The organism is Flagellimonas algicida (genome assembly GCF_049629585.1).
GTDB lineage: Bacteria > Bacteroidota > Bacteroidia > Flavobacteriales > Flavobacteriaceae > Flagellimonas.
On record NZ_JBMYIX010000002.1, the window covers coordinates 405,408 to 429,727 of the forward strand.

Sequence of the window (24,320 nt, forward strand, 5' to 3'; positions counted from 1 at the left end):
TCAAATTGAATTTAAGGGTTATTGGAAAATGATCTACAACTTACTGTTCGACACGAATTTCATGAATTTCCACTACTTCAATATTGAGATAAACCCAGTAGATTTCTCAGTCGCTGTACTTTTTCTATACGACAATTGGCCAATGGTGTTACGGCAAAAACTCCCTGTGCGATTCCCACAGTTGGTCATGTGGAAGTGATTTAAAGTACTCAAATACCTTTTTAAGCCCTTCTGAGCGGTGTACTTTGGGCTCCCAATCCAAAATTTCCTTGGCCCGGGATATATCGGGTTGTCGTTGCAAGGGATCGTCTTGTGGCAAGGGTTTGAATATGATCTTTTGATCGGTCCCGGTAAGTTTGATGATTTCCTCTGCAAATTCCAGAATAGTGGTCTCATCTGGGTTTCCTATGTTGATGGGCTCTACATAATCACTCATCAACAAGCGGTAGATTCCTTCTACTTGGTCATCAATATAGGTGAACGAACGTGTTTGGGATCCATCGCCAAAAACCGTTAGGTCTTCCCCCCGTAAGGCCTGGCCCATAAAAGCGGGCACCACCCGGCCGTCGTTCAACCGCATTCGGGAACCATAGGTATTAAAAATCCGCACAATACGGGTGTCCAATCCATGATGTCTGTGATAGGCCATGGTTATGGACTCCATAAAGCGTTTGGCCTCATCATATACCCCTCTGGGACCTATGGGACTTACATTACCATAATAGTCCTCATTTTGGGGGTGCACCAAGGGGTCTCCGTACACCTCTGAGGTGGAAGCTACCAAAACCCTTGCCTTATGGTCCCTTGCCAAACCCAAAAGGTTCAATGTACCCAAAGAGCCCACTTTCAAGGTTTCAATGGGTATCTTTAAATAGTCAATAGGGCTTGCAGGCGAAGCAAAATGGAGGATATAGTCCATTCTCCCCGGGACATGGACAAATTTGGACACATCGTGATGGAAAAACTCAAACCGTTTCAGATGGAACAGGTGTTCAATGTTCTTCATGTCTCCTGTAATAAGGTTGTCCATGCCAATGACGTGGTGGCCTTCGGCAATAAATCTATCGCAAAGGTGTGAACCTAGGAATCCGGCTGCTCCGGTGATAAGGGTTTTTTTCAATTTTTCTTTTCTTTCTTTTTTGTTACAGATTCCTTTTTCCCTTTTAAAGCATCAATCTTACGCCGTAACAAAATTTTCTGCTTTAAAGTGGTAAAGTTGTAATTATACTTGAAGAAAATGTAAGCCAATAGTATGACCACACTGACAAGCATGATCACCATTCCCAAATTTTTGGCCTTGCTTCCCAATATGATGAATAAAACAACAAAAAGAATGTTAAAACACCCTATAATAAAACTCGCCTGTTTATGGGACAAACCCCAAAAATCTATAAGAACATGATGTACGTGGTTTCTATCAGGTGAAAAAGGGCCTCTCTTGTTAGCTATTCTAATAGTGAAAACACGGGCCGTGTCAAAAAGGGGGACAATCAGAATGCTTATGGCAATGAGCGGAGCATTTTCCAATAAAAAAGGAAGCTCTCCATATGCTGTAGGTTCCAAAGCCAAAAACTTTAACGTTAATATGCTTATAATAAACCCAACAATCAAAGAACCTGTATCTCCCATGAAAATCTTTTTACTTGAGGAAACGTTGAACCCAAAAAATGACATTAAACTGGCATTCATTGTAATGGCCAAAAGCGCAAAAAAATATTCATTTGACAGGTAAAAGATAGTGGTATAGATAACCATGATCACAATTCCAACCACCGAAGCCAATCCGTCTATTCCATCAATTAAATTATAAGAATTAATTATGGTCAGCATTAAAAACCCCGCAATCACTATATAAAGATAGTAGGGTATCTCATAGATATTAAGAAAGCCGTTTAGGGATTCTATCCCGAAGCTATCATTGACTAATACAAAGGATATTGCCAAGACCTGAGCTATAAGTTTTGATCCAGGGGAAAGCACAACCATATCATCCTTTAGACCTACAATAAATAAGATGGTAAGGCCCGGTATAATGTACATGTATTCCAAATGCTCTGCCTTTCCTTTTATAAAAAACAATGCGAAGATGAGTGTATAAAAAAATGAAATTCCCCCCAAGGTGGGGGTCCTGTCTTTATGGGAACTTCTTGAGTTTGGATTATCCATTAAACGCTTATATTCGACAACACCGATAATCTTTGGGATTGTTAAATAAGTAAGCAGAAAGGCTCCTATAAATAATGATATGGCAGTTTCTAAAAAAAACAAATTTGAACTTTTGGTTTTAGATGACTAACAATTTTTTGTCCTAGTAAATATAAAGTAAAGGTTCCTTGCTATTATCATTTCCTGATAAAAGCCAACATTTGATCAGCCAGTTCTTTTCTGTCGATCAAGTTTTTCACCTCTTTTGAGCCATTGCCCCAAAAATCATTCTTTTTATCCAGCATTTGATCTACAGCATGAATAAAACTTTCTTCGTTTTCCGGTTCAAAACAAACACCCAGTCCATTGGACCCAACGAACTCCTCCGCCTCTCCTTCAACACCAAGCAATATTGGAATTCCCATGGCAACAAGCTCATTGATCTTTGAAGGTAGTGCTCCCATAAAAACTGGGGATTTAATCAAGTTTACCAACCCGGCATCTAGAATGGACAAATATTCTTTTACTTCATTTTTTGGAACTGGTTCCAAAAATGTCACATTACTCAATTGTAATTCTTTTTGCAGTCTTAAAAGATTGGGTTTTTCTGCTCCAGAGCCTACAAACAGAAAATGTACTTTATCTGATTTTAATTTTGCCGCACATTCCAAAATAAACGCAAGGCCATGTGCAAGGCCATGGGTCCCCACATAACCAATAATATATTTGTTGGCGAGTCCCAGTCTGGAAATCAGTTCCCGGTTTTTGGGAAGTGGTTGAAATTCATCAAAATCCGCACCGTTGCGTATTACTTTAATCTTTGTGTCAGCAATCCTATGTTTTGTTTGGATTTCCTGTTTCATATAATTGGTTACAGTAACCAATTTCCATGCACTTTTATAGAGTCTATGCTCAATAAGTTCAAAGAAACGGATAAATATATTATCGTTCATTACACCTACCACCTTAAGTGATTCTGGCCACAAATCCCTTACCTCCATTATCCATTTCCTTCTTTTCCAAAATGCCAGCCATTTTCCAGAAATCGCGGTAAAAAATTGTGGGGATGTTGCAATGATCAAATCTGTTTTTATAAAAAGACCTGCAACAAAGGATGAAATCATAAAACTACAGAAGTCCAAAACACGTTTCACAAATCCTTTGTTCTCCGCCATAAAAGACCAAACCCTAATGACACGAATGCCCTCAATAAATTCTACCTGATAGAGTTTGTTTTTGTATCCCTCATATACCTTTCCATGGGGAAAATTAGGGAAACATGATATTACCGTTACCTCCACACCTTGTTTGACCCACTCTCTACAATGTTCAAAAGTCCTATAGGCAGGTGCATTGGTCTCAGGAATGAAATTATCCGAAAGAAAAAGAATCTTCATTACTTCTCGTATACCAATAATTGCTCTACTATAATCTGCCCTGTATTTCCTTCACCATAAAGATTAATGTCAAATTCAATCTTCTTTTCATCAATCTTCTTGAAAGCCCTTACTATTTGATCCTTGTCCGAACCGGTCAAGAAATTCACATTGTGCTGTATCAACTCAACCCATTCGGTTTCCTCTCTGACGGTAATGCACGGTTTCTTAAAAAAGAACGCCTCCTTTTGCAATCCTCCACTATCGGTAACAACACAACTACAATTGGATAAGAGCCATATCATTTCAAAATAGCCAACCGGTTCTATTATTTGTATATCTTTTGAGGAAGTAATGTTAAATTGCTCCATTTTCTTTATAGTTCTAGGGTGTAGCGGCAAAACTACACTCTGTTCTGAGGCAATCTCGGACAATGCCTCAAATATGGAGGCAAGCTTTGTTCCATCGTCTGTGTTTTCTTGTCGATGAATCGTGGAGAGCACAAATTTTTGATTATCATCAATGCTTTGCGGCTTTACCACCTGTTTACTATAATACATCGCCGCATCGTACATGACATCACCACATTGTACTATTGAGTTTGTTAATTTATTAAACCCTTCTTCTTTAAGATTAAAAACCGCCGTTTCCGTTGGGCAAAAGAGCAAATCACTGATTCTATCCGTTAAGACCCTGTTGATTTCTTCCGGCATACGCATATTAAATGAGCGCAGTCCCGCCTCAACATGGGCAACTTTTATATGCATTTTCTTGGCTGCCAGGGCTCCTGCCAATGTTGAGTTGGTGTCACCGTATACGAGTACCCAGTCAGGGTTCTCGTTTTGTAAAACCTCTTCTATTTTGGACAACATCATCCCCGTCATTGCACCATGCGAAAGATTGTTGATCTTTAAATTATATTGGGGTCTTGGTATGTCCATTTGATTAAAAAAGACATCGCTCATGTTCTCATCAAAATGCTGCCCCGTATGTACAATGACCTCTTCTATCTCTAACCTGCCCGCCTTTCCATTGTATTCACTTATGGCCCTACTGAGCACTGCGGCCTTAACAAATTGAGGCCTTGCCCCTACTATTGTTACTATTTTCATTATTGGCTATTTGTGTTTTTACAATACTGGAACAGCATTGTACGATTTTCCATAACACCCTTAAGAAATGCTTGAAGCATTTTTTTGTTTGTCGAGGCAAAAATAGGAATTAAAAACATGTCCTTTTAATATCAATGAATTTAACAAGACGAACCTTATTGAACCCCAAAGCTTTTCTGTACACTTTACGGTTTTCAAATTTGATTTTATTTATAGGTTTCCGTTATTTGCGTTATCTTATTGTTAATTCATTTTTAAAAAACCTTTAAATGACTGATTTAATCAATCAATTTGACCTTGGCGCAAGTGATACTTTTTCATTGACCAGTTACATCTTAAACATTGTTCTATGTATTCTATTGCTATTCTTTCTTTCGGTTGTTTATGTAAAGTACGGCAGATCTTTGTCCAATAGGTCCCATCTTTCCAAGGTTCTCATTTTGGTTGGGGTAACAACCTTTATTATCATAAGCATTGTAAAATCCTCTTTGGCACTTTCCTTGGGGCTTGTTGGTGCATTATCAATTATTAGGTTTAGAACTGCTATTAAAGAGCCTGAGGAGTTGGGGTATTTTTTTATCGCCATTGCCATAGGGCTGGGGTTTGGTGCAAACCAACCGTTTCCAACCGTTATAGGCATGGCTTTTGTATTTCTAGTGGTTGTATTGTCAAACAGGAAAAAGACGATGCAAGATCTAGGTCAAAATTTGATTGTCAGTTTAAGTGGTATAAATGCAGATATCGACCTGAAAGATCTACAATCAAAAATCTTGAATATAGTTTCCCAAAACTCTACAAGGACCGAGTTGGTACGGCTAAACATCAACGAATCCGGCTTGGATTGCAATTTTTTGATCGTTCTAAGTGATTACGAAAGTGTAAACAAGATAACCGATGGACTCTTGGGGCTGAACAAAAACATTTCCATGACATTTATTGATAGTCAAAATATGACCATATAAACCATAACCATGCTAATAAGTTCAAAAAAAACAGGTTCTTACAAGATAACGATTTTGAGCGCATTGGTTTTGACGGCCATTCTACTCCTTTTAAGTGCTTCTTCAAAAAACTGGGAAGGAGATTTATTCGGGAAATCTAATTCGAACGAACCAAACAGTTCCGTTGAAACTCCCACCCTGATAAAGCCGGGTCCACATTTGGACGATCAACTTGTTTCCGGCGAAAACCGTATTTTCCAAAAAGATAATCTTTCCTTGTTTTTAAACAATGAGCTCGGCATTCCGACCTTGTTCGTTGTTTATTCAGATTCATTGAGTCAAACACAAAAGAACAGCAGGTTCCTTGCTTTTCTTTATTTAAAGAACTTGGAAAAGTGGAAAGCTGCCAACAATAAAACCGATTATATTCTTTTGGCCAAAGAGACTTTGAATCCAATCACCAAACAGTTGGGCAACAGATTGTACCATGTATTCAAATTTCAATTGGAACACCCGTATTTTGCTATTGACAACCTTAAGGAGCTAAGGTTTGTACGCCATACACGAGAATTTGGCAAATCCGAAGAGGCAATCATCAATCTTCAGGAAATAGGATATTCATATCCGAATCCAACCCGAAACACTTTAAAAAAATTTCAAATTTTTTTAAAGGCCAAGGATTTTGAAGCCATCTCCGACAAGCGGAATCAAGCGCTTGAATCTGGGTTTCTGATTACAACTGATGATGATTTAGTCAAGGGTAAAGTTTCTGCTGATGGCAAAACAGAGATTCCGGTTGAAATGCGGTTAAAGGGTGATCTTACCGATCATCTGATAGATCCTTCCAAATGGTCCTACCGAATAGTCCCAAAAGGCGAGGAAACCGTTTTTGGCATTCGCAAATTATCCATTCAACATCCAAAATCACGAAACTTTATTTGGGAATGGCTCTTCAATAAAGTCGTAAAGGACAATGATCTTACCGGTCTACGGTATGATTTTCTAAATGTGGAATTGAGAGTGACAGACATCGATTCGACCATCCCCATGGGAATCATGGCCATGGAAGAGAGTTTCGATAAAATATTGATCGAGAACAATAAAAGGCGGGAAGGACTTATTTTGGCCCTTGACGAATCCATGTACTGGTCCGAAAGAAAACAAGTGAAAGATCTAGCTCTGGAATATCCCAAAGATGCAGATGTAAAGAAGAGGGAAGATTTACCGGTAAAAGTTTATAATGAGAACAAAGTCCTTTCCTCTCCGGTACTATCCGAGCAGTTTAAAATAGCCAAAAATTTGGTTGTTGGGCTAAGGAATGGTGAGCTGACCCTTTCTGAAGCCTTCGATGTAGATAAATTGACCTTGTATATTGCCCTTTCCAATCTTTTTGGAGGGCATCACGGATTGCATACCGAAAACATAAGGATTTACTATAATCCTGTTACAAACAAACTTGAACCCATCTCTTTCGATTCCAATTCTGGCCATGAGATAACTTCCCTAAGGGCCTACCCCATCGGTGTCCACGATCAAGGATTCAAGGAAAAGCTTATGGAAAAATATGTGCTAGTGTCTTCTCCAGAATTTATCAATGGGTTTATGGACAAGTATTTTCAAGAGTTAAACGACCTATACTTTGAATTATCGGGTGAATTTCCAGAAGCATCCCTGGATTATACCATCTTACAACACAACGCCAATCTGATTAAAAAGAAAATACAGCCAAACACTATTGTTGGCGCCTCGTTGATTCAGCATAATCAAAATCAGATGACCCTTGAAATAAGGAACTTTGCTGAATTCCCTGTCGTAGTCGATGGATTGGTCCTTCAAAATGGCAAGTCCCTAAATCAGACCCCCTTTGAGCAACTGATCATAGACTCCAACGACACCATTGATTTTAGTTATAGATTAAAAGATGCCTTTAACAATGCTTTTGTCTCCAAAAAAAATAAAGAAGGTGGTTTCAGATATCCAAAAGATTTAAAGAAAATTCAACTAAAATATCACCTGCTTGGTTCAACAACCCATACACTGAGTCCCATATTTCCATACGCCTCGCGATTTGATGAAGATGTCGTTGCAAATAATCAGCTAAAAAGCAACATTCGTGAGTTTGGGTTTATCTTGATAGACGAAGACGAGAAAACTATCGTGCTCAAATCTGGAAATTATGTATTGGACAAAGTTTTGCATATCCCAGAAAATTACAGGGTAGAAATTGAAGCTGGATTCAACCTTGATTTGGTCGATAACGCCTCGGTCATTTCATATTCACCAATATTTTTCAATGGTACGGCCTCAAATCCCATAAACATATATTCAGATGATGGTTCCGGTGGGGGAGTATTTGTTTCATCGACCAGCGTGCCCTCTATTGTACAACATGTTAACTTCACAAATCTTTCAGTGCCCCAAATGGCTTCTTGGTCTCTCTCGGGGGCAGTTAATTTTAATGAAGCGCAGGTACAAATCAAAAATTGTGTTTTCAAAAAAAACCGATCAGAGGATGCCTTGAATATCATCCGCTCAAAATTCGAAATTGATTCCATAGCGTTTGTAGAGACTTTTTCCGATTCCTTTGATGGCGATTTTGTTGAAGGAAGTATTTCAAACTCGACCTTTACCAACTCTGGGAACGACGGCATTGATGTATCCGGCTCTACTATTGAAATAAGCAATATTTATATAGAAAATCCGGCTGACAAAGGAGTAAGTGCAGGTGAAGGAAGTACCATTACAGGACGCAACGTAACCGTAATTGGTGGTGAAATAGGCATGGTAAGTAAAGACTTGTCCAGGATTACCCTGACCGATGTACTCATAGAAAATACCCGATTGGCCATTTCTTGTTTTCAAAAGAAAAGTGAGTTTGGTCCAGGCATAATCGATCTTAATAAGGTCCAATTCAGGGGTAATGAGGTTTTTCATCTAGTTGAGGCCACATCCGAGTTAATCATTGACAATGTTTTGGTCAAGGACAAATCAGAAAAGGTAATTGACAAAATGTATGGCAACCAGTATGGAAAAAGTAGTAGATAAGCCTGCCAATACCCCGTTGACCGGAACCAACCTAAGGTTTGAACGCAAGTTTGTTTTTCCCAAAGGCGATGCCAACAATATCATAAGAAGAATCCAACTCAACTCCTTTGGGTTCAGGGAGGTCTTTCACAGACGTAAAATAAACAACATTTATTTTGATGATTCAAATTACACCTTCTATAAACAAAATGTCGAAGGTGTTGCCAATAGAAAAAAAATAAGGTTGCGTTGGTATGGGGATACTACGTCAAAAATTGAAAGCCCCACCATCGAAATCAAAAAAAAAATAGGAGAGGTCGGTGACAAGGATTCGTTCAAAATAAATGGAGCTTCTACATTAAACCTTGACTTACTTAGTCCTTTTGATATATATCCCTTTCTCCTAGAGAGGGTTAAACAGAACAGGCCATTGTATGAAACCTTGCAGGTTTTGCACCCAACATTGCTGAACACCTATGAGCGTAGATATTTTTTATCTTTCTGTGGTCGCTTTAGAATAACCATTGATTACAATCAAAATTTCTATAATCCCAACTATCCCATTTTGCAAAACAGCAACACTCAAATTGGCGAGATAGTTGTGGAACTCAAGTATTCAACAGAGAATGATGGGGATGCCAGACAAGTATCGCAACAAATTGGTGCCAGACTTTCCAAAAATTCCAAATACGTTACTGGAATCAATTTATTGTACCATCATGTATAGTAAGAATGTACCACCCAAAACTTCACAATGAAAACATCATGTTCAAAGGTAATAAGGGCCTGTTTGTGGGGGATTTTTCTCTCATGGATGGTATTGGCCTGTAATGGTCCAAAAATGTTTTACAGCCTGCCTACATTCGTTTCTGAGGGAACTTTTAATGCTGTGATCGAAATTCCAGCTGGCACCAACAAAAAAATTGAATATGATGAAAAGGGCAAAATATTTAGGGTGGATGAACAGAATGGCAAGGAGAGAGTCATTGACTTTCTGCCATACCCAGCCAACTATGGCTTCATTCCCTCCACCTTATCCGACACACTGACAGGTGGGGATGGGGATGCCTTGGATGTCTTGGTCTTGGCCGAAGCCTTAGAAACAGGGACCGTAATAGAATGCATTCCAGTTGGGGTACTTAAGCTCATGGATGATGGGGAAGAAGACTATAAAATTATTGCAATACCTTTAAAAAACAAAAAGCGGGTGATCGATGCCCAGAATTTTGCACAGTTATCCAAAAACTACCCTGCCATAATGGAAATTATCGAGCTCTGGTTCTTAAATTATAACAAGGATGACCTTGCCAAGGTAAAAGGATGGGGTGATGAAAAAGAGGCGTTAAAAGATATCCAGAGCCAATTAAAAGATTGACCATGAACAACCTTACCATATTAATGCTGTTTATGATTGCGGCCCTTGGCGGATGCAGCCATTCAAATGATGATGAAAGTAAAACCTACTCCTTCTTTGTCGCTGGCCATGTATATGGCAAACCGGGCGAAACAGAAACCAATATTGGTGTGCACCCTCCGTTTAAACAAAAATTGGAAATGATCAAAAACAATGCCGAAATAAAATTTGGGGTTTTCACCGGAGATATTGTTTTTGATGCCCTAAAGGAAAAGGAGTGGGATGAGGTTGACCAAGATATTGCTTTCATCAATAAAAAAGTATACTTTGCCCCGGGCAACCACGATGTTGGCAACGCCAAAAAAAAGGCCATCTTTACCCGAAGATATGGCCCTACTTATCAGAGTTTTATACAAGGAGAGGACTTGATCATAATCTTGGACCCCAATTTAAACGGATGGAGTATTAAAGGTGATCAATTGACTTGGCTAAAAGAGCAGCTCGATTCTAATAAAGATACCGTAAAGAATATCTTTGTCTTTTTTCATCAACTTTTATGGTGGACCCCAGAAAATGAGTTTAAAAGTTATAAACCCAATTCCACATCGGGCGGCAAGGAGGACAACAATTTTTTTACTGAGGTATATCCCTTGTTCAGCAACCTTGGCAAACCTATTTATATGTTTGCAGGAGACACAGGCGTATATGAAAAGGGTGTAATGTACCACAAAGACAACAACATTACTTTTATTGCCTCGGGAATGGGGGGCAGAATACAAGACAACTTTATTTTGGTGAATGTGAACAAATACGATTCTGTAAACTTTCAACTGGTGGCATTGAACGGTGATGAAATCAACGCGTTGGGGAAACTGGAAGATCACGTTTTGCCCTAAGCTAATATTAGGGCTTTTGCAGAAGTCAAAAAGCGATTACAGTTCTCTATAAAGAAGTTGAAGTTTTAACTCTTCATGCTCCCAATTAAAGACCTCTTCGATTGCTTTTCTGCCATTTGTCCCCTTCCTTTTTGCTTCTAATGGATTGGCCGTAATATAATTAATGGCTTCGACAATCTCCTCGCTGTTCTCTGGATTTACACAGATACCGCAATCATACCTCTCTACTATTCCCTTCCAAAGGGGATAATGCGAAGCGATCACAGGTATACTCGAGGACATATATTCGAATAGTTTATTGGGTTGGGCATTAATATGGTTTGGTACTGGTAAAAACGTAACTATACCTGCCATACTTTGGTTTAGAATTTCCTTCACTTTTTCCCGTGAAACGTTACCATGATAATTGACCTTTTCCCATCCTCCCTTACTGGTCAGTTCATCTTTATAAGAATTTGGAGATATCCCTCCGGCCAACTCAAGTTTTGCTTCCGTTTTTTTTAATGCTCCCACCACATAATCCAGGCCTCTTATCTTGGTTATTCCCCCAATATAACAGATGGCGTTCGGTTGTTTGGATACATTAGAGGCCTCTACATTGAACTCATTTAAAAATGGATAGTTGTTTATATTGACGCTGTTATTGTTGATTTTCAAAAACCGCTTGTTTATATAAGGTGTAGCAGTAACAATTGCATCATATTTTTTGCAGCAATAATCTTCATATTTTTCCAAAATGGCTGCTAAGGACTTTCTAATGTATTTTGGAAGGTAAGGCTTGCTCAATATCTGTCTCGGAAGGTCTTCATGGGAATCAAAAACAACCTTTTTCCCCAGTCGTTTTAATTTATTTCCTATGGGCAGCAGCTCCGCATCATGAAAATGGTAAATATCCGCATCAATTTCGATGGCTTTTCGATAAACGTTTCTAGTTGCTTTAATGAACCGTTTTATCCTAGACGTTTCTTTGGGAACACCATATATCTTAACATTGTCCACCACTTCATCATCCAGTCCATCGGCGACCACTAAGGATACATCAAACCCAAAGTGTGAAAGGGAAACACATTCCTTTTTAAAAATTCTTATATCAAATCTTTGGTGAACGGAGGTAAGATGGCAAACTTTCATATATCAATAAATATTTCCACCCACTCTTTTTTCCTCAAAAAGAAACTCGGGATGGTCGAGAATTTTCTTTAGCTGAAAGTTGTTCTTTGTTTTGTATATCCCCCCCCATTTCATTCTTCCCTTATTTGTCATTTTGTTGGTATAAATTCTCCATGCCAATTTGACAATATTCTCTTTGACATCAAATTCTGAAAATCCGACCGGATTAAGGACAACAATGTTCTTCCCTGCCCTCAAAGGCAAGTAATATCGATCATACACCTTACCGCTTTCCGTGTATAAATAAAACCTATGGGGAGAAACATCAAAATCAAATTCCGTTTTCAATATCAGATTTTCATTTTCCTTCAATTGAAGGCCATCCCTAAAGGGGATGATAATCTGTGCTATGTTGTTGCGATAATTTTCATTGATACTATCGTACTTTCTATTTGGATCCACTGCTATTTCATGCCCATCCAAATATGCATCAAACCCAACAATCAATTCTTTATGGTCGATTTCATTAGGTGCGCTTTCATCGTATGTTATTATACTTATTTCTTTTTTACCATATGTTGCGACTTTTTGTCTTTCACCAGAATAAACCGCTTGAATCTCAATCTTTTTTAAGTCATTGAATTCCCTTTCGGTCAAATCAAACGCAACAAAACCTCTTTTTGAAATTTCAACATCAAAGTCTTTGGGAGGATTGGACAAGAAGATTTTCTTCTTTCCAAAAGAGAAAAACGCCTCCATTTCCAAAGGGTAGGTGTCAATCCAATAAGGGTGGGGGGGGCCAATTAGGCTGAACAACATGGAATAACGGCCATCTTCATTAATCTGTGCATTAAATCTGTAACCATTTTTTAGGATACGCCTTCTTCTTTCCAAATCATTCAGCACCCATTCTTGACCCCCGTTCAAGGCTTCCAACAACATAATATCAAAAATGGCATAGTGTGGAGGTTCTATGGTTGGCAATAGGTCGTATTTTGTCCATTCAATGTCTTCAAAATAAAATTGATCAACCTCTTCTTCCAGTGCATTCTTGCCGTCTAGAATAAGTTTTTCAAGTTTTGGGTTGGGTGAAATCATATTGGCCCTTTCCAAACAGACCAACGCAAAAACAAAACCATTGAATACTGATTTAATAGATGCTTCATCCATTCCTTTCCATGCATATTCAAGAATCCAGGCCTTATCTTCCGAATCGGAGTAAAGGCTCCCCCCTTTTTCATAACTTGTAGTAAGGTTGGTGATCAAAGAGTCTATTATATCATTATGATTGGAGCCGAACACCTTATCTGCATACGACAACCCGGCTACCATAGCAGAATTGGCCATTCCGGACCACCAACCGGCCTTTATCTTCCCGTGGGCAAAATTATATTTAAATGTATTATCACTAAAATAAGTTGGGTTATTGGTCAATGTGTCTATTAAACTTATATAGCCATTTGCCAATTCCTTAAATTTTGCGTCTGCTGTTTGTTCGTATTTATAGGTTACATAGAACAAAAATCGCCCCAAATCCAATGGGTGCGGTTCCAAACGGGTACTTGAAAAATCTTTGAGCTTTTGTTCCGCTCCAACAGGATTGCAGCCCCAAATAATTGGTTTAATCTGTTGGTGATATTTGTTATTGGACTTGTGGTGATTTTTATTTGGAGATGTACATCCAAAAAAAAGAACTAAAGAAATTATACCTGTTGTTCTTATAATGATTTTGTCCATTTATTCCCTTCTGATTAATTAGTGTCAAAACTATGAAATTGAGGTCTATCCTCAAAAATGGTTTTCAATGTTCAGTCGATAATCCACTTCTGTTCAATATAAACATTGAAATGACCAATAGTGCCAAAGCGCCATGGGTAAGCATTACCGTAGGGGTGGAAGAACTCATAAAAGAAAACAACATCAAGACAAAAAGTCCGAAATATTTTGGCGCAACTTTCATACTATCCAAAATCATTGAATAACAGGCCACGATGAAAACATTAATGACCACTCCCCATGTGCCAAAGTTCATGTATCCATCCGAAATCAACCCGTTGTTTGCATCCATACCCGGACTGTTGAAATATGCCTCCCCAATCAGGTGGGCATGTGTGGTTTCAAATGGATATCTTATAAAGGCTCCCAAGACCGATTCTGACCAAAAAATCGGATTGTGTTCAAAAAAATCAAGGTAGGTAATGTCCAGAAGCGTCGGGATAAAATGTACCCTTCTGAAAGAATAAATCCAGGGCTGGTCTATCCCAATTAAGGCAAAAGCAAAACATATGACTATCAAAAAATTCGACCATGTTACAATTTTACTGATCGCGCTGGAATAGTTTAGGGAATAAAAGACAAATATTACGATTATGCTTGCATAAACCGTTTTGTGTGCTCCAAATAGATAAAATAAGATAAGGTATAGAATAGCAATAAAAGTCATGACCTTATTTTTCAACTCAAGGGCAAAGATCAAAAAAAGAGGAACCAATATCTTTGTGAACAAAGAATAAGTGTAACCAAAATAAGGGTTTGAAACTCCACTTATGCTTCTTCTGGTTTCATAAACATCCAAAAAAAACAAATTCTTTATGTTTAAGTGGGGGCCATAAACGACCAGATATGGAATCATCCCCAGTGTGATCAAACCGAAAAGGACATATAGTGATTGTTTCTTGTTAAGTACTGGGATTTTTGAAAAATCCATTTTGATCTTAGAGAACATCAGTACACCAAAAAACAATAGTTGATGATACGACATCAACTTTGTTTGATACATATTTTGTGATGTAAACGCAATAAGAGAAGGAATCGTGAGCAGCAAGAAGAAAAATGAAAGAACTGCATAACTGAGTTTGCCCCTTTTCACCTTTAAAAGAAAGTATAGGTCGACCAAAAAGATTAATATAGCTACCAATAACCTTTGAAGTGACAAATCAAAATAAGTTTCTTCCTTGAAGGCGACCAGATTCCAATAGGGATAGTGTTTGATCTTATAATGGTATAAACCAAGCAACAGGAAAAAGTAGACAAGGTAATTTGCGTTCAAAGATAGTTTGTACTTCATTTTTCAAAAGTATTGACACTTGACAATGAAAAAATAAAGCAAACAATGAATGAAAAAAAAGAAATGCCCGAAAATCGGTTAAAAATGCTTTCAAACATTGAGTTTACAAAAAGTGCCAATGTTGCTCCCAAAATCAATCCAAAAGTATTCTTCTCCATAAAACCCAAATAAAATAGTATAGAAAAAACCACTGCCAGCGAAATAAATCCGGCAAGTCCATTTTCCAACCAAATTTGAAGCCATTGATTATGGGCATTATAGGACTCTTTCAGAGGATGGATGTATTTTTTTTGTCTGTATACCTCGTTCAATTCCTCCTGTGTGTCTGTTGTTCCGTATCCAAAAAATGGTCTATTCTTAATTAACGTCAAAGCAGCATCCCAACTAAGTATTCTAGTAGTGAAACCATATCTGGCAGCACTGTCCAATGCCAATTTTCCCTCTGCTATTTTGTCGATACTTTCTTTTGATCTTGGATTAAGATAAATGAAAAAACCCATAAAGATAATAATCGAAAAAAAACCCAGAATTTTCTTCCAATAGACCAAATCCCATGTGAACAATCGAAGACAAATGATAAGTCCCAAAACAATGAAACTCGCTTTATTCGATATTAAAAAAACCATCGTGGTTAAAAAAAACAGGAGGGACTTTCTACTTTTTTTGCCAAACAATTGTGGATTAAAAAGAAGAATGACAACCCCTATACACAAGTATATAGAAAAGTAGACTGTTTGATGAAAAACTGATAAATGCTTCCCAAAAAAATAATTTCCACCGAAAATTATTGAATCAAAAAAATCTTTTTCGGATAGGACACTGGGATTAAAATGCAACACTCCTTGTTGAATGTCCAAAGAATTGTACATTGCTATCCCTAGACAAAATAAAGAAGAGGCGGCAAGCCCAATGACAAATAACCTCATCATCTTTTTCAATTCTGTTTTTGAATAGCGGTGAAGAAAAAAAACAATAGGGAAAGCCAACAAGGAAAGCTTGTGTTCCAAAATTTTTATGGAAACTTCTCCTAACGGAAAAGAATTGATGACATATATGAAGAATAATATAGGCAAAGAAAAAAGAAGCCAATTCTTGTTTAGTTCATAAACACGAAAACTTACAAAGGAAGCAAACAACCAAAACCCTAAAGCAAAAGTGGCAACCTGTTGATGAAATGGAAGTAAGAGAGCATATAAAAGAGCCCCAAAGAAGTAGAATCTTTTCAAACTAAGTGTCATCATCTCCCAAATTTTCGCAAAGTCCTATACTGTAATAAAAAATAAACGGTATAAATGATCAACTCATGGATTACATAAATGTACAAAAGAGTATTAATGGGGCATTTAAACAAAAAAGTGCAAATACCCAACGTCAAGAATGTTGTAACAAAGTACAAGGTCTGCCAAATGGATGAAATTTTGAGTTTATTTGCAGCATTAAAAATTGACGACAATGGACTGACCACTAATTTAATCATAAAACTAAATGCCAAAATTGCCGCAAATTCACCAGCTCTTATCCACTTTTCACCAAATATGAAACCAAATATGTCTTCTCCCATAAAATACAATATAGCGCATATGGGAAGCCCTAAAAAGAACAGTGCTCCTGCAGATTTTTTAAAAAGCTTCAATGCAGCGTTAAAATCTTCCGCGTTTATTAAAAATGCCATTCTCTGATAAAAAACATCCTTGTAAGATGTTCCTATCAATGCAAGAGGAGCGCTTAACACAATATATGTCAATCCAAATTGACCCAAATCCTCGATAGAATAAAACTTGGTTATTGCCAAGACTAGGGCCTGGGATGAAATGGTGTTCAAAAATGCAGGGACTACTCCATATTTAGGATAATCAATATACTCCATAGCGACACCCTTGAGTTTGGCGGGTTCAATTAGGCCCATTTTAACGGAGGATTTTTTATACAGGAACAGCCAAGAAATGAATGTGCCAATAATTTTGGCTAAAACCAGTCCGTACAAAGTAAATTTGGTTAGACCCAATAATAGCGCAGCTACAATATATCCCAAAGATTGTATCACTTTGGCAACAGCATTATCCTTAAATTTTTTAAAGCGAATTGACAAATTGCTGAATGAAGTCCAAATCCCAAAAAACAGGACATATAATGGAACAAAATGAGAAACCAACCCTAAACTTTGTGGCAATTGATTATTAAAAACAAGGAAAAAAACAGCAATGGACAAAGAGTATAACACTGTTATATAGATACTCAGGGTAAATAGCTTACCTGCTTCTGAATCTTCTTTTGGCAGAACCAAAGCCATAGGATATTTTGCGCCGACACCTACTGCGAAAATTGTAGCGAAGGCAAAAAAGGATGTATATGTTGCGAAATCCTTTTCACTAAACACCCTAGTGAGTATAGGGGTTGCCAGTAAAGGAAGTGCCTGTGCCATCCCGGTGCCCACTATTTGGGATGAAACATTTTTAGTAAACTCTGATCTAGAGAATCTGGTCCAGATTTGAGATATTATTTTAATCTTCTATTTATTTAGCGAAATTATGATACTCCCCCTTTAAACCGATTGGCTCCGAGTTTCTAATATCGTGCACAATCTCAATGGCTGTCCTGGCCGCTTCAAGCCCATATCCTTTTCCAGAAAGAATATCTTTATAAACCATCGTGTGTAAATCGGTAAAGCCCCCACTAAATTCAAGTTCCTCTCCATCAATGGTAATAGACCTGAACGTTGTTTGACCCTTCTTCTTTACCTCATCAGGCAAGTACTCCGAATTGATGGACAGAAACCATCTGACCCGTGCATTCTCAAACTCTAAATAGCCAGCAGCCCTATCCTTTTCGTGAATATGTACCACATTTTCCTGAACATCACCAAATATCCATGAAAGCATATCATAAAAATGTACGCCTATGTTCGTAGCAATCCCTCCTGATTTGCTCACATCACCTTTCCATGACGTCTGGTACCAATGTCCCCTAGAGGTCAGATAGGTCAAATCAACATCGAATTTGGTTTTCTTACCTGCCTTGGCAACTTTCTCACGTAAGGCGATAATGCTTGGGTGCACCCTTAACTGAAGAATATTATAGACTTTCTTTCCGGTGTTTTCCTCAACTTTTTTTAGTTTGTCAATGTTCCACGGGTTTAGTACCAAAGGTTTTTCACAAATCGCATCGGCACCACTCCTCAAAGCAAATCGTATATGGGCATCATGAAGATAGTTTGGGGAACATATACTCACATAGTCCAAGAATAGGTTCCTTTCATACTTTAATTTCTCAATATGACGATCAAAACGCTCAAACTCAACAAAAAAATCGGCATCGGGAAAATATGAATCAATAATTCCAACACTGTCTCCCTTATCATACGCCGCCAACAATTTATTACCTGTGTCCTTTATCGCCCGCATATGTCTTGGGGCAATATATCCAGCAGCGCCTATCAATGCAAAATTCTTCATATTACTTTATTGAGTTTTGATGTTATATATTCTATTTCTGATGTTTCCAAATATGGGTTCATTGGAAGACTCATAACCTCTTCCGAACATATTTCAGAAATTGGGAAATCCCCTTTTTTATAACCCAAATAGGAAAAACATTTCTGAAGGTGCATAGGGATTGGATAATGTACTGCCGTTGGAATACCTTGTTTTTGCAATTCTTGTTGGATCCTATCCCTTTTTTGAACCCTTATGGTGTACTGTGCCCATACCGATGTTCTATCTTCCTTCACACAAGGCTTAATTACCTTATCATCAATATTTTTGGAATAACTCTCCGCAACTTGCTGTCTTCTCTCCAAGTCCTTTTCATAGGCTTTCAACTTCACATTCAAAATAGCTGCTTGCAAATTGTCCAATCGCCCTCCCATTCCAATATAATGGTGGGTATATCGTTTTACTTGGCCATGTACGCGCATAGCTTTAATTTTCTGATAATCCTCCTCGTTCGAGGCAAAGATGGCGCCTCCATCCCCAAAACAGCCCAAGGGCTTGGCCGGAAAAAAACTGGTACACCCAAATGTTGAAACATTGCAGCTTCTCTTTCCTTTATAAATTGCCCCAAAACTTTGAGCGGCGTCTTCAATTACTGCCAAACCATACTTTTCCGCCATTGCATTAATCTCATCCATATCTGACATTTGTCCATAGAGGGATACAGGCATGATTGCTTTTGTGTTCTTGGTTATGGCCTGTTCTATCTTGTTAACATCAATATTGTACGTTTCTTCGTCTATGTCAACAAAAACCGGTTTTACACCAAGGCATGCTATGGTTTCCGCCGTAGCTATAAAAGTAAAGGGGGTTGTTATTACCTCATCCCCTGGTTTTAGTCCCATAGCCATCATGGCCAAAAGAAGTGCATCGGTACCAGAGGAACAGCCAAGGGCATATGTATTCCCCGTAAATTCCACCAAACCTTTTTCAAATTCTTCGGTCTCCTTGCCCAAAATATAGTGCGCCGATGACATGACTTCAAGGGAAACTCTCTTAAATTCCTCTTCATGTTCCTTAAAAGCCTTTGTGAGATTGGCAAAATCTATGTTCATATTTTTCTGACTTTATTATGTTCGAGCATATACTTTTCGTTGCTTTCCGGACAAACCGCAGTACCCGTTATATCAAAGTTCAAGCGATGGCCATATTCACTTACCCAGCCTATTTGCTTGGCCGGATTGCCCACCAATAAAGCATATGGGGGAACCGATTTTGTAACCACGGCACCAGCACCGATCAATGCAAATTCTCCTATATCGTTTCCGCAAACCACAGTAGCGTTGGCCCCTATTGTGGCACCCTTTTTAACAGTGGTCTTCATATACTCGTTTCTTCTATTGATGGCACTTCGTGGATTGATTACGTTCGTAAATACCATGGAAGGGCCTAAAAAAACGTCATCTTCACAAATTACCCCAGTATATATGGATACATTGTTCTGAACCTTTACGTTGTTCCCCAAGACTACCTTTGGCGAAACCACAACATTCTGGCCAATATTACAGGACTCTCCTATTGTACAATTAGGCATAATATGTGAAAAATGCCATATTCTGGTTCCTTTACCTATAGCGCAGCCTTCGTCTATTACAGCAGTTTCATGAGAGAAAAAAGGAGATGCTTTATCCATTAAAAGTATTTGAAGAGAATTTTCTTGGTCTTGATTTATTATTCTTAAACCTCTTTTATCAAGGGCCAAAATTTAACTAATACGTACAAATCTAAAACAATTCCGTAGGATTTTGCTGTCTTTGCCATTTTAAACTTACATGAACTGGTACAGTGAACTATCTCTTTTGGACAGGAATGGTTTGTTCAACCCTACATTCCAATCAATGCCTAACGTTGCATCATCATACCTTATTCCCTCCTCTGCCTCTTTGTTATAATAATTATCACATTTATAAAAAAAATGGGCGGTTTCACTAAGCACCAAAAACCCATGGGCAAAACCTCTGGGAACAAATAGCTGTTTTTTATTATCACTGCTCAGCTCAATAGAGATGTGTTGTCCATACGTTGGGGAATCCTTGCGAATATCCACCACCACATCCTGCACCTTACCTTCCAAAACAGAGACCAATTTGGACTGGGCATGTTCTCCTTTTTGATAGTGCAACCCTCTTAAAACCCCTTTTTTGGAAAAGGAAAAATTGTCTTGTACAAAAACTACTTCCATTCCAATGGCATTGCAAAAAGCCTCATGGTTGTAACTTTCAAAGAAGTAACCCCTATCATCTTCAAACACTTGGGGCTCCAATATAAAACACCCCTTTAATTTGGTTTCTATAGCCTTGATCATGCCTACTTGTTCAAAATGCCCAACAATCTTTTTCCATACCCACTTTTCATCAAGGGCTGGGCCAATCCCTCAAATTGTTCTTGGTTGATGAACCCCATTTCATAGGCCGCAACCTCAATAGATCCAATTATAGCCCCCTGACGTTCCTCAATCACCTCAACAAATTGTGAGGCCTGCATCAATGCCTGAAAGGTTCCAGTGTCCAACCAAGCAGTACCCCTGTCCAAAATACTTACATTGAGATTCCCTCTTTTTAGATATTCTTTATTCACATCGGTAATCTCCAGTTCACCTCTGGCACTGGGCCTAATGTTCTTCGCTATTGAAACCACTTCGTTATCATAAAAATAGATTCCTGGCACCGCATAGTTGGATTTTGGATTTTGCGGTTTTTCCTCAATACTAATGGCCTTCCCTTCTTCATCAAATTCAACTACGCCATACCGTTGTGGATCGTTTACTTGGTATGCATAGATAATTCCTCCGTCCGGGTCATTATTGGACTGCAATAATTTTGAAAGTCCCGTTCCATAAAAAATGTTGTCCCCAAGAATCAGGGCCACCTTGTCGTTTCCAATAAAATCCTCCCCAATGATAAATGCCTCTGCCAATCCGTTGGGAGCTTCCTGTACGGCATAAGAAAAAGAGCAACCATATCTTTTGCCATCTCCCAATAGTTCTTGAAATAGGGGAAGGTCTTTGGGGGTTGAAATGATCAATATCTCCCTAATACCAGAATACAGTAGGGTAGACAAGGGGTAATAGATCATAGGCTTGTCATAAATGGGCATCAGTTGCTTGCTCACCGAAAGGGTCAATGGGTGCAATCTGGTGCCAGTTCCGCCGGCCAAAACAATTCCTTTCATGCTGCCTTATTGTTGATATTGTTTTTGATAATACGCTTTATAATCCCCTGAAGTTACATGATCTAACCATTCCTGATTCTTTAAATACCAGTCAATGGTCAGGTCAAGTCCTTCCTCAAAGGTAACAGAGGGTTCCCAACCCAATTCTTTATGGATCTTGGCGGCATCTATGGCATAGCGTAGATCGTGTCCTGGACGGTCTTTCACAAAGGTGATGAGCTTTTCTGAACTTCCTTCGGCCCTATTCAACTTTGCGTCCATCAATTGGCAAAGCAATCGTACCAAATCAATGTTCTTCCATTCATTAAACCCACCAATGTTATAGGTTTCCCCTTTTTTTCCTTTATGAAAAACCAAGTCAATCGCAGCTGCATGATCTTTTACATACAACCAATCCCTCGTATAGTTGCCATCGCCATAAACCGGTAATGGCTTATTATGGATAATATTGTTGATGAACAGTGGAATCAACTTCTCCGGAAAGTGGTTGGGTCCGTAGTTGTTGGAACAATTGGATATCACATAAGGCAATCCGTAGGTTTCCCCATAGGCCCTCACAAAATGGTCCGAACCTGCTTTTGATGCCGAATAGGGAGAGTTGGGGGCATAAGGAGTGGTCTCCGTAAAGAGGCCGGTGTTACCCAAAGCTCCATAGACCTCATCCGTACTAATATGGTAGAATCGAAAATCTGGATTCCTTTTGGCTAAATCCAATGAGGCGTTCAACAGGTTTACCGTGCCCAACACATTGGTTTTCACGAACGACAAGGGGTCGGTTATAGAGCGGTCCACATGAGATTCTGCCGCCAAATGTATCACGCCATCAAACCCTTTTTGCGAAAAGAGTTGATTGATATAATCCGTATCGGAGATATCTCCTTTGATAAAAGAGTAATTGGGCGCTGCTTCAATATCCCGCAGGTTTTCAAGATTGCCCGCATAGGTCAGTGCATCAAGGTTGTGGATGTGGTACTCTTGATAGGTTTCAACAAACCGCCGTACCACATGGGACCCAATGAAGCCTGCTCCTCCCGTAATCAATATGTCCTTTTGGGCATACTCTTTCATTAAAGCATTTTTAACATAAGCTTTTTTGGTGCTATGCGGCTCCAAAAGCCAACCCTTGGCTAAGACAGAATGCTGTTCTTCGGTCTCTTTGCGAAAGTACGATAATTCCTATCCAATACAAGGTTGGCCTTTTCGCTCAACCCGTTTTCTTCCAATATTTTTTGGGCAAAATCGTACCAGGTCATGGGCACACCATCAGTGCAATGATAGGTGCCATATGGTTTCTTTCCCTCTATGATATCATCTAAAATGAATTTGGCCAACGTCTCTGTATTCGTAGGGCATCCCTTTTGGTCATCGGTCACATGAAGAGCAATGCCTTCCACTGCCTTCCTTAGAATGGTCCGATAAAAATTGTGCCCATACTTTTTGCTGTAAAGCCAGGATGTTCTAACAATGAAATGGTTGGGTAAAGTCCTTCGGATATATTCTTCCCCTTTTAGTTTGGACCTACCATACACATTGATGGGATTGGGTTCATCTTCAACGGTATAGGGGGTCTTCTTTTCACCATCAAAAACATAATCTGTTGAAATATGAATCAACGTCATCTGATGGGCCTTACAGGCCAGTGCCAGATTTTTGGCCCCCTCAGAATTTACCCGGTATGCTACTTCAGGGGTCTTCTCTGCTTGCTCAACATTGGTGTAAGCGGCACAGTTGATGCAGTATCCGTATTGTTGACTTTTGAAAAAATCGGAAACTTGTTGCTCATTGGTGATGTCCAAATCCGCGGAAGTCCTAAAATCAAAAAGTATGTTTTTGGCCTTTGGGGCCAATTCCTTGAGCGTCCTTCCCAATTGCCCATCCGAACCGGTGACCACAACCTTTTTCATTTTCTCGAAGCTTCTAGTCCCTTGCTTCCATTTCGATTGCCTTTTTGTTAAGGTATCTAACAAAAGAAAACAAGAAGAACCCTATTAGCAGAATAAGTGGAATAAGGATTATCTTCTTACTGAAAAACGCTTTGCTGACCTGATGTGGGGTTCCAAAGTTAATTATCCCAATGGGGGTGGTAAGCTCAGAAAGTTCAATCTTTCTGTCCTCAATATCCTTTATCAACTCTGTCTTTAAATTGAAGAGAGCTGCAACATTCACCTTTTCTTCATTTTGAAGCACCACCTGTCCTGAACCCAATGTGCCTTGTTGTTTACCTAGGTTTGTGGAATAATTTTTAATTATAGTGTCTATTTGGGCAATTAAAACTTCATTTTTCTGTATTCTTTCCCTTGAATTGGTGGCCTGAATAACAACAAGTTCCTTGAAATAGTCATTGGAATTTATATAGTCCATCAGTTTTCTGGCAATCTTGTCACCCCCAATGTCCTTATATTGAAACGTTATCCTATGGTTGAATTCTGTTTGATTGAGTACTTCTTCCCGAAGAATATCAGATATCAAATCTGTTTTTTCAAGCTTTTGAAGAACTTCCAGATATTCCAATTCTTTATCTGCAGCTTTTTCAGCGTCTTTTTTTACCGGCTCTATTGAAATTTGAAACCCTTTTAAATCTTCACTTGAGATTCCCAGCTCTTGGAAAAAAGCTTCATTTTGCATCTTTACATTAG

22 protein-coding genes are annotated in these 24,320 nt (G+C 38.7%); 5 read left to right on the forward strand and 17 right to left on the reverse strand.

Going from position 1 to position 24,320, the window contains the following annotated elements; all coding sequences use genetic code 11:
* Nucleotides 1-148 precede the first annotated feature (148 nt).
* From ACPD8L_RS10710 to wecB, 4 genes are all read right to left on the reverse strand, one after another.
* Nucleotides 149-1,120, reverse strand: a complete 972-nt coding sequence (locus tag ACPD8L_RS10710) for a UDP-glucuronic acid decarboxylase family protein (protein ID WP_423943322.1) — start codon at nucleotides 1,118-1,120, stop codon at nucleotides 149-151.
* Nucleotides 1,117-2,268, reverse strand: a complete 1,152-nt coding sequence (locus ACPD8L_RS10715) for a glycosyltransferase family 4 protein (protein WP_293303652.1) — start codon at nucleotides 2,266-2,268, stop codon at nucleotides 1,117-1,119. The genes ACPD8L_RS10710 and ACPD8L_RS10715 overlap by 4 nt, the downstream gene beginning before the upstream one ends.
* Before the next feature lie 74 nt (nucleotides 2,269-2,342).
* The gene (locus ACPD8L_RS10720) at nucleotides 2,343-3,542 is read right to left on the reverse strand and encodes a glycosyltransferase family 4 protein (protein ID WP_293303653.1); all 1,200 of its coding nucleotides are present in this window, start codon (nucleotides 3,540-3,542) and stop codon (nucleotides 2,343-2,345) included.
* On the reverse strand, nucleotides 3,542-4,633 hold the full coding sequence (gene wecB / locus ACPD8L_RS10725; RefSeq protein ID WP_293303654.1) for a non-hydrolyzing UDP-N-acetylglucosamine 2-epimerase: 1,092 nt from the start codon (nucleotides 4,631-4,633) through the stop codon (nucleotides 3,542-3,544). The genes ACPD8L_RS10720 and wecB overlap by 1 nt, the downstream gene beginning before the upstream one ends.
* Before the next feature lie 269 nt (nucleotides 4,634-4,902).
* Between wecB and ACPD8L_RS10730 the strand changes: the two genes are divergently transcribed.
* The 5 genes from ACPD8L_RS10730 (at nucleotide 4,903) to ACPD8L_RS10750 (ending at nucleotide 10,848) form a co-directional block, all read left to right on the forward strand.
* Nucleotides 4,903-5,595 carry a DUF4956 domain-containing protein gene (locus tag ACPD8L_RS10730; protein ID WP_293303655.1) on the forward strand — a complete coding sequence of 231 codons (693 nt, stop codon included), beginning with the start codon at nucleotides 4,903-4,905 and terminating at the stop codon, nucleotides 5,593-5,595.
* Between the two features lie 198 nt (nucleotides 5,596-5,793).
* Nucleotides 5,794-8,619: a hypothetical protein gene (locus ACPD8L_RS10735; protein WP_423943324.1), complete on the forward strand. Its 2,826-nt coding sequence runs from the start codon at nucleotides 5,794-5,796 to the stop codon at nucleotides 8,617-8,619.
* Entirely contained in the window at nucleotides 8,600-9,325 is a 726-nt protein-coding gene (locus ACPD8L_RS10740; protein ID WP_423943326.1) for a polyphosphate polymerase domain-containing protein, read from the forward strand. Before ACPD8L_RS10735 ends, ACPD8L_RS10740 begins: the two co-directional genes overlap by 20 nt.
* Nucleotides 9,326-9,352: 27 nt before the next feature.
* A complete protein-coding gene (locus ACPD8L_RS10745; protein WP_421810422.1) occupies nucleotides 9,353-9,973 on the forward strand; it encodes an inorganic diphosphatase in 621 nt (206 codons plus the stop codon).
* A gap of 2 nt (nucleotides 9,974-9,975) precedes the next feature.
* Nucleotides 9,976-10,848: a metallophosphoesterase family protein gene (locus tag ACPD8L_RS10750; RefSeq protein WP_421810421.1), complete on the forward strand. Its 873-nt coding sequence runs from the start codon at nucleotides 9,976-9,978 to the stop codon at nucleotides 10,846-10,848.
* Between the two features lie 36 nt (nucleotides 10,849-10,884).
* Here the strand turns inward: ACPD8L_RS10750 and ACPD8L_RS10755 are convergent, their stop codons facing one another.
* From ACPD8L_RS10755 to ACPD8L_RS10815, 13 genes are all read right to left on the reverse strand, one after another.
* On the reverse strand, nucleotides 10,885-11,979 hold the full coding sequence (locus ACPD8L_RS10755; RefSeq protein ID WP_421810420.1) for a glycosyltransferase family 4 protein: 1,095 nt from the start codon (nucleotides 11,977-11,979) through the stop codon (nucleotides 10,885-10,887).
* A 3-nt stretch (nucleotides 11,980-11,982) separates the two neighbouring features.
* Nucleotides 11,983-13,512 carry a D-glucuronyl C5-epimerase family protein gene (locus tag ACPD8L_RS10760; protein WP_423943328.1) on the reverse strand — a complete coding sequence of 510 codons (1,530 nt, stop codon included), beginning with the start codon at nucleotides 13,510-13,512 and terminating at the stop codon, nucleotides 11,983-11,985.
* A 247-nt stretch (nucleotides 13,513-13,759) separates the two neighbouring features.
* The gene (locus tag ACPD8L_RS10765) at nucleotides 13,760-14,026 is read right to left on the reverse strand and encodes a hypothetical protein (RefSeq protein ID WP_421810418.1); all 267 of its coding nucleotides are present in this window, start codon (nucleotides 14,024-14,026) and stop codon (nucleotides 13,760-13,762) included.
* Nucleotides 14,027-15,021: 995 nt separating this feature from the next.
* On the reverse strand, nucleotides 15,022-16,266 hold the full coding sequence (locus ACPD8L_RS10770; protein WP_423943330.1) for an O-antigen ligase family protein: 1,245 nt from the start codon (nucleotides 16,264-16,266) through the stop codon (nucleotides 15,022-15,024).
* Nucleotides 16,263-17,531 (reverse strand): oligosaccharide flippase family protein, encoded by a 1,269-nt coding sequence (locus tag ACPD8L_RS10775; protein WP_423943861.1) that lies wholly within the window; start codon nucleotides 17,529-17,531, stop codon nucleotides 16,263-16,265. The genes ACPD8L_RS10770 and ACPD8L_RS10775 overlap by 4 nt, the downstream gene beginning before the upstream one ends.
* Nucleotides 17,532-17,538: 7 nt before the next feature.
* A complete protein-coding gene (locus tag ACPD8L_RS10780) occupies nucleotides 17,539-18,477 on the reverse strand; it encodes a Gfo/Idh/MocA family protein (RefSeq protein WP_421810416.1) in 939 nt (312 codons plus the stop codon).
* Nucleotides 18,474-19,568: a DegT/DnrJ/EryC1/StrS family aminotransferase gene (locus tag ACPD8L_RS10785; RefSeq protein WP_293303681.1), complete on the reverse strand. Its 1,095-nt coding sequence runs from the start codon at nucleotides 19,566-19,568 to the stop codon at nucleotides 18,474-18,476. Before ACPD8L_RS10785 ends, ACPD8L_RS10780 begins: the two co-directional genes overlap by 4 nt.
* Nucleotides 19,565-20,146 (reverse strand): acyltransferase, encoded by a 582-nt coding sequence (locus tag ACPD8L_RS10790; protein WP_293303683.1) that lies wholly within the window; start codon nucleotides 20,144-20,146, stop codon nucleotides 19,565-19,567. Before ACPD8L_RS10790 ends, ACPD8L_RS10785 begins: the two co-directional genes overlap by 4 nt.
* A gap of 135 nt (nucleotides 20,147-20,281) precedes the next feature.
* Nucleotides 20,282-20,815: a dTDP-4-dehydrorhamnose 3,5-epimerase gene (rfbC, locus tag ACPD8L_RS10795; RefSeq protein ID WP_423943863.1), complete on the reverse strand. Its 534-nt coding sequence runs from the start codon at nucleotides 20,813-20,815 to the stop codon at nucleotides 20,282-20,284.
* 5 nt (nucleotides 20,816-20,820) lie between these two features.
* Entirely contained in the window at nucleotides 20,821-21,684 is an 864-nt protein-coding gene (gene rfbA, locus ACPD8L_RS10800) for a glucose-1-phosphate thymidylyltransferase RfbA (RefSeq protein WP_421810415.1), read from the reverse strand.
* A gap of 6 nt (nucleotides 21,685-21,690) precedes the next feature.
* Nucleotides 21,691-22,752, reverse strand: coding sequence for a dTDP-glucose 4,6-dehydratase (rfbB, locus tag ACPD8L_RS10805; protein WP_423943332.1), 1,062 nt, complete (start codon nucleotides 22,750-22,752; stop codon nucleotides 21,691-21,693).
* 59 nt (nucleotides 22,753-22,811) lie between these two features.
* Nucleotides 22,812-23,588, reverse strand: coding sequence for a dTDP-4-dehydrorhamnose reductase (gene rfbD, locus ACPD8L_RS10810; RefSeq protein WP_423943333.1), 777 nt, complete (start codon nucleotides 23,586-23,588; stop codon nucleotides 22,812-22,814).
* A gap of 13 nt (nucleotides 23,589-23,601) precedes the next feature.
* Nucleotides 23,602-24,309: a hypothetical protein gene (locus ACPD8L_RS10815; RefSeq protein ID WP_147300806.1), complete on the reverse strand. Its 708-nt coding sequence runs from the start codon at nucleotides 24,307-24,309 to the stop codon at nucleotides 23,602-23,604.
* Nucleotides 24,310-24,320 lie beyond the last annotated feature (11 nt).

What these genes read in the sequence shown, in the direction of transcription:
- ACPD8L_RS10770 (WP_423943330.1), bottom strand. Translation starts at nt 16,266, where the DNA reads ATGATGACACTTAGTTTGAAAAGATTCTACTTCTTTGGGGCTCTTTTA.
- ACPD8L_RS10815 (WP_147300806.1), bottom strand. Translation starts at nt 24,309, where the DNA reads ATGCAAAATGAAGCTTTTTTCCAAGAGCTGGGAATCTCAAGTGAAGAT.
- ACPD8L_RS10765 (WP_421810418.1), bottom strand. Translation starts at nt 14,026, where the DNA reads ATGGATGCAAACAACGGGTTGATTTCGGATGGATACATGAACTTTGGC.
- ACPD8L_RS10755 (WP_421810420.1), bottom strand. Translation starts at nt 11,979, where the DNA reads ATGAAAGTTTGCCATCTTACCTCCGTTCACCAAAGATTTGATATAAGA.
- rfbB (WP_423943332.1), bottom strand. Translation starts at nt 22,752, where the DNA reads ATGAAAGAGTATGCCCAAAAGGACATATTGATTACGGGAGGAGCAGGC.
- rfbD (WP_423943333.1), bottom strand. Translation starts at nt 23,588, where the DNA reads ATGAAAAAGGTTGTGGTCACCGGTTCGGATGGGCAATTGGGAAGGACG.
- ACPD8L_RS10785 (WP_293303681.1), bottom strand. Translation starts at nt 19,568, where the DNA reads ATGAACATAGATTTTGCCAATCTCACAAAGGCTTTTAAGGAACATGAA.
- ACPD8L_RS10730 (WP_293303655.1), top strand. Translation starts at nt 4,903, where the DNA reads ATGACTGATTTAATCAATCAATTTGACCTTGGCGCAAGTGATACTTTT.
- ACPD8L_RS10750 (WP_421810421.1), top strand. Translation starts at nt 9,976, where the DNA reads ATGAACAACCTTACCATATTAATGCTGTTTATGATTGCGGCCCTTGGC.
- rfbA (WP_421810415.1), bottom strand. Translation starts at nt 21,684, where the DNA reads ATGAAAGGAATTGTTTTGGCCGGCGGAACTGGCACCAGATTGCACCCA.
- ACPD8L_RS10720 (WP_293303653.1), bottom strand. Translation starts at nt 3,542, where the DNA reads ATGAAGATTCTTTTTCTTTCGGATAATTTCATTCCTGAGACCAATGCA.
- ACPD8L_RS10780 (WP_421810416.1), bottom strand. Translation starts at nt 18,477, where the DNA reads ATGAAGAATTTTGCATTGATAGGCGCTGCTGGATATATTGCCCCAAGA.
- ACPD8L_RS10740 (WP_423943326.1), top strand. Translation starts at nt 8,600, where the DNA reads ATGGAAAAAGTAGTAGATAAGCCTGCCAATACCCCGTTGACCGGAACC.
- ACPD8L_RS10790 (WP_293303683.1), bottom strand. Translation starts at nt 20,146, where the DNA reads ATGGATAAAGCATCTCCTTTTTTCTCTCATGAAACTGCTGTAATAGAC.
- ACPD8L_RS10745 (WP_421810422.1), top strand. Translation starts at nt 9,353, where the DNA reads ATGAAAACATCATGTTCAAAGGTAATAAGGGCCTGTTTGTGGGGGATT.
- wecB (WP_293303654.1), bottom strand. Translation starts at nt 4,633, where the DNA reads ATGAAAATAGTAACAATAGTAGGGGCAAGGCCTCAATTTGTTAAGGCC.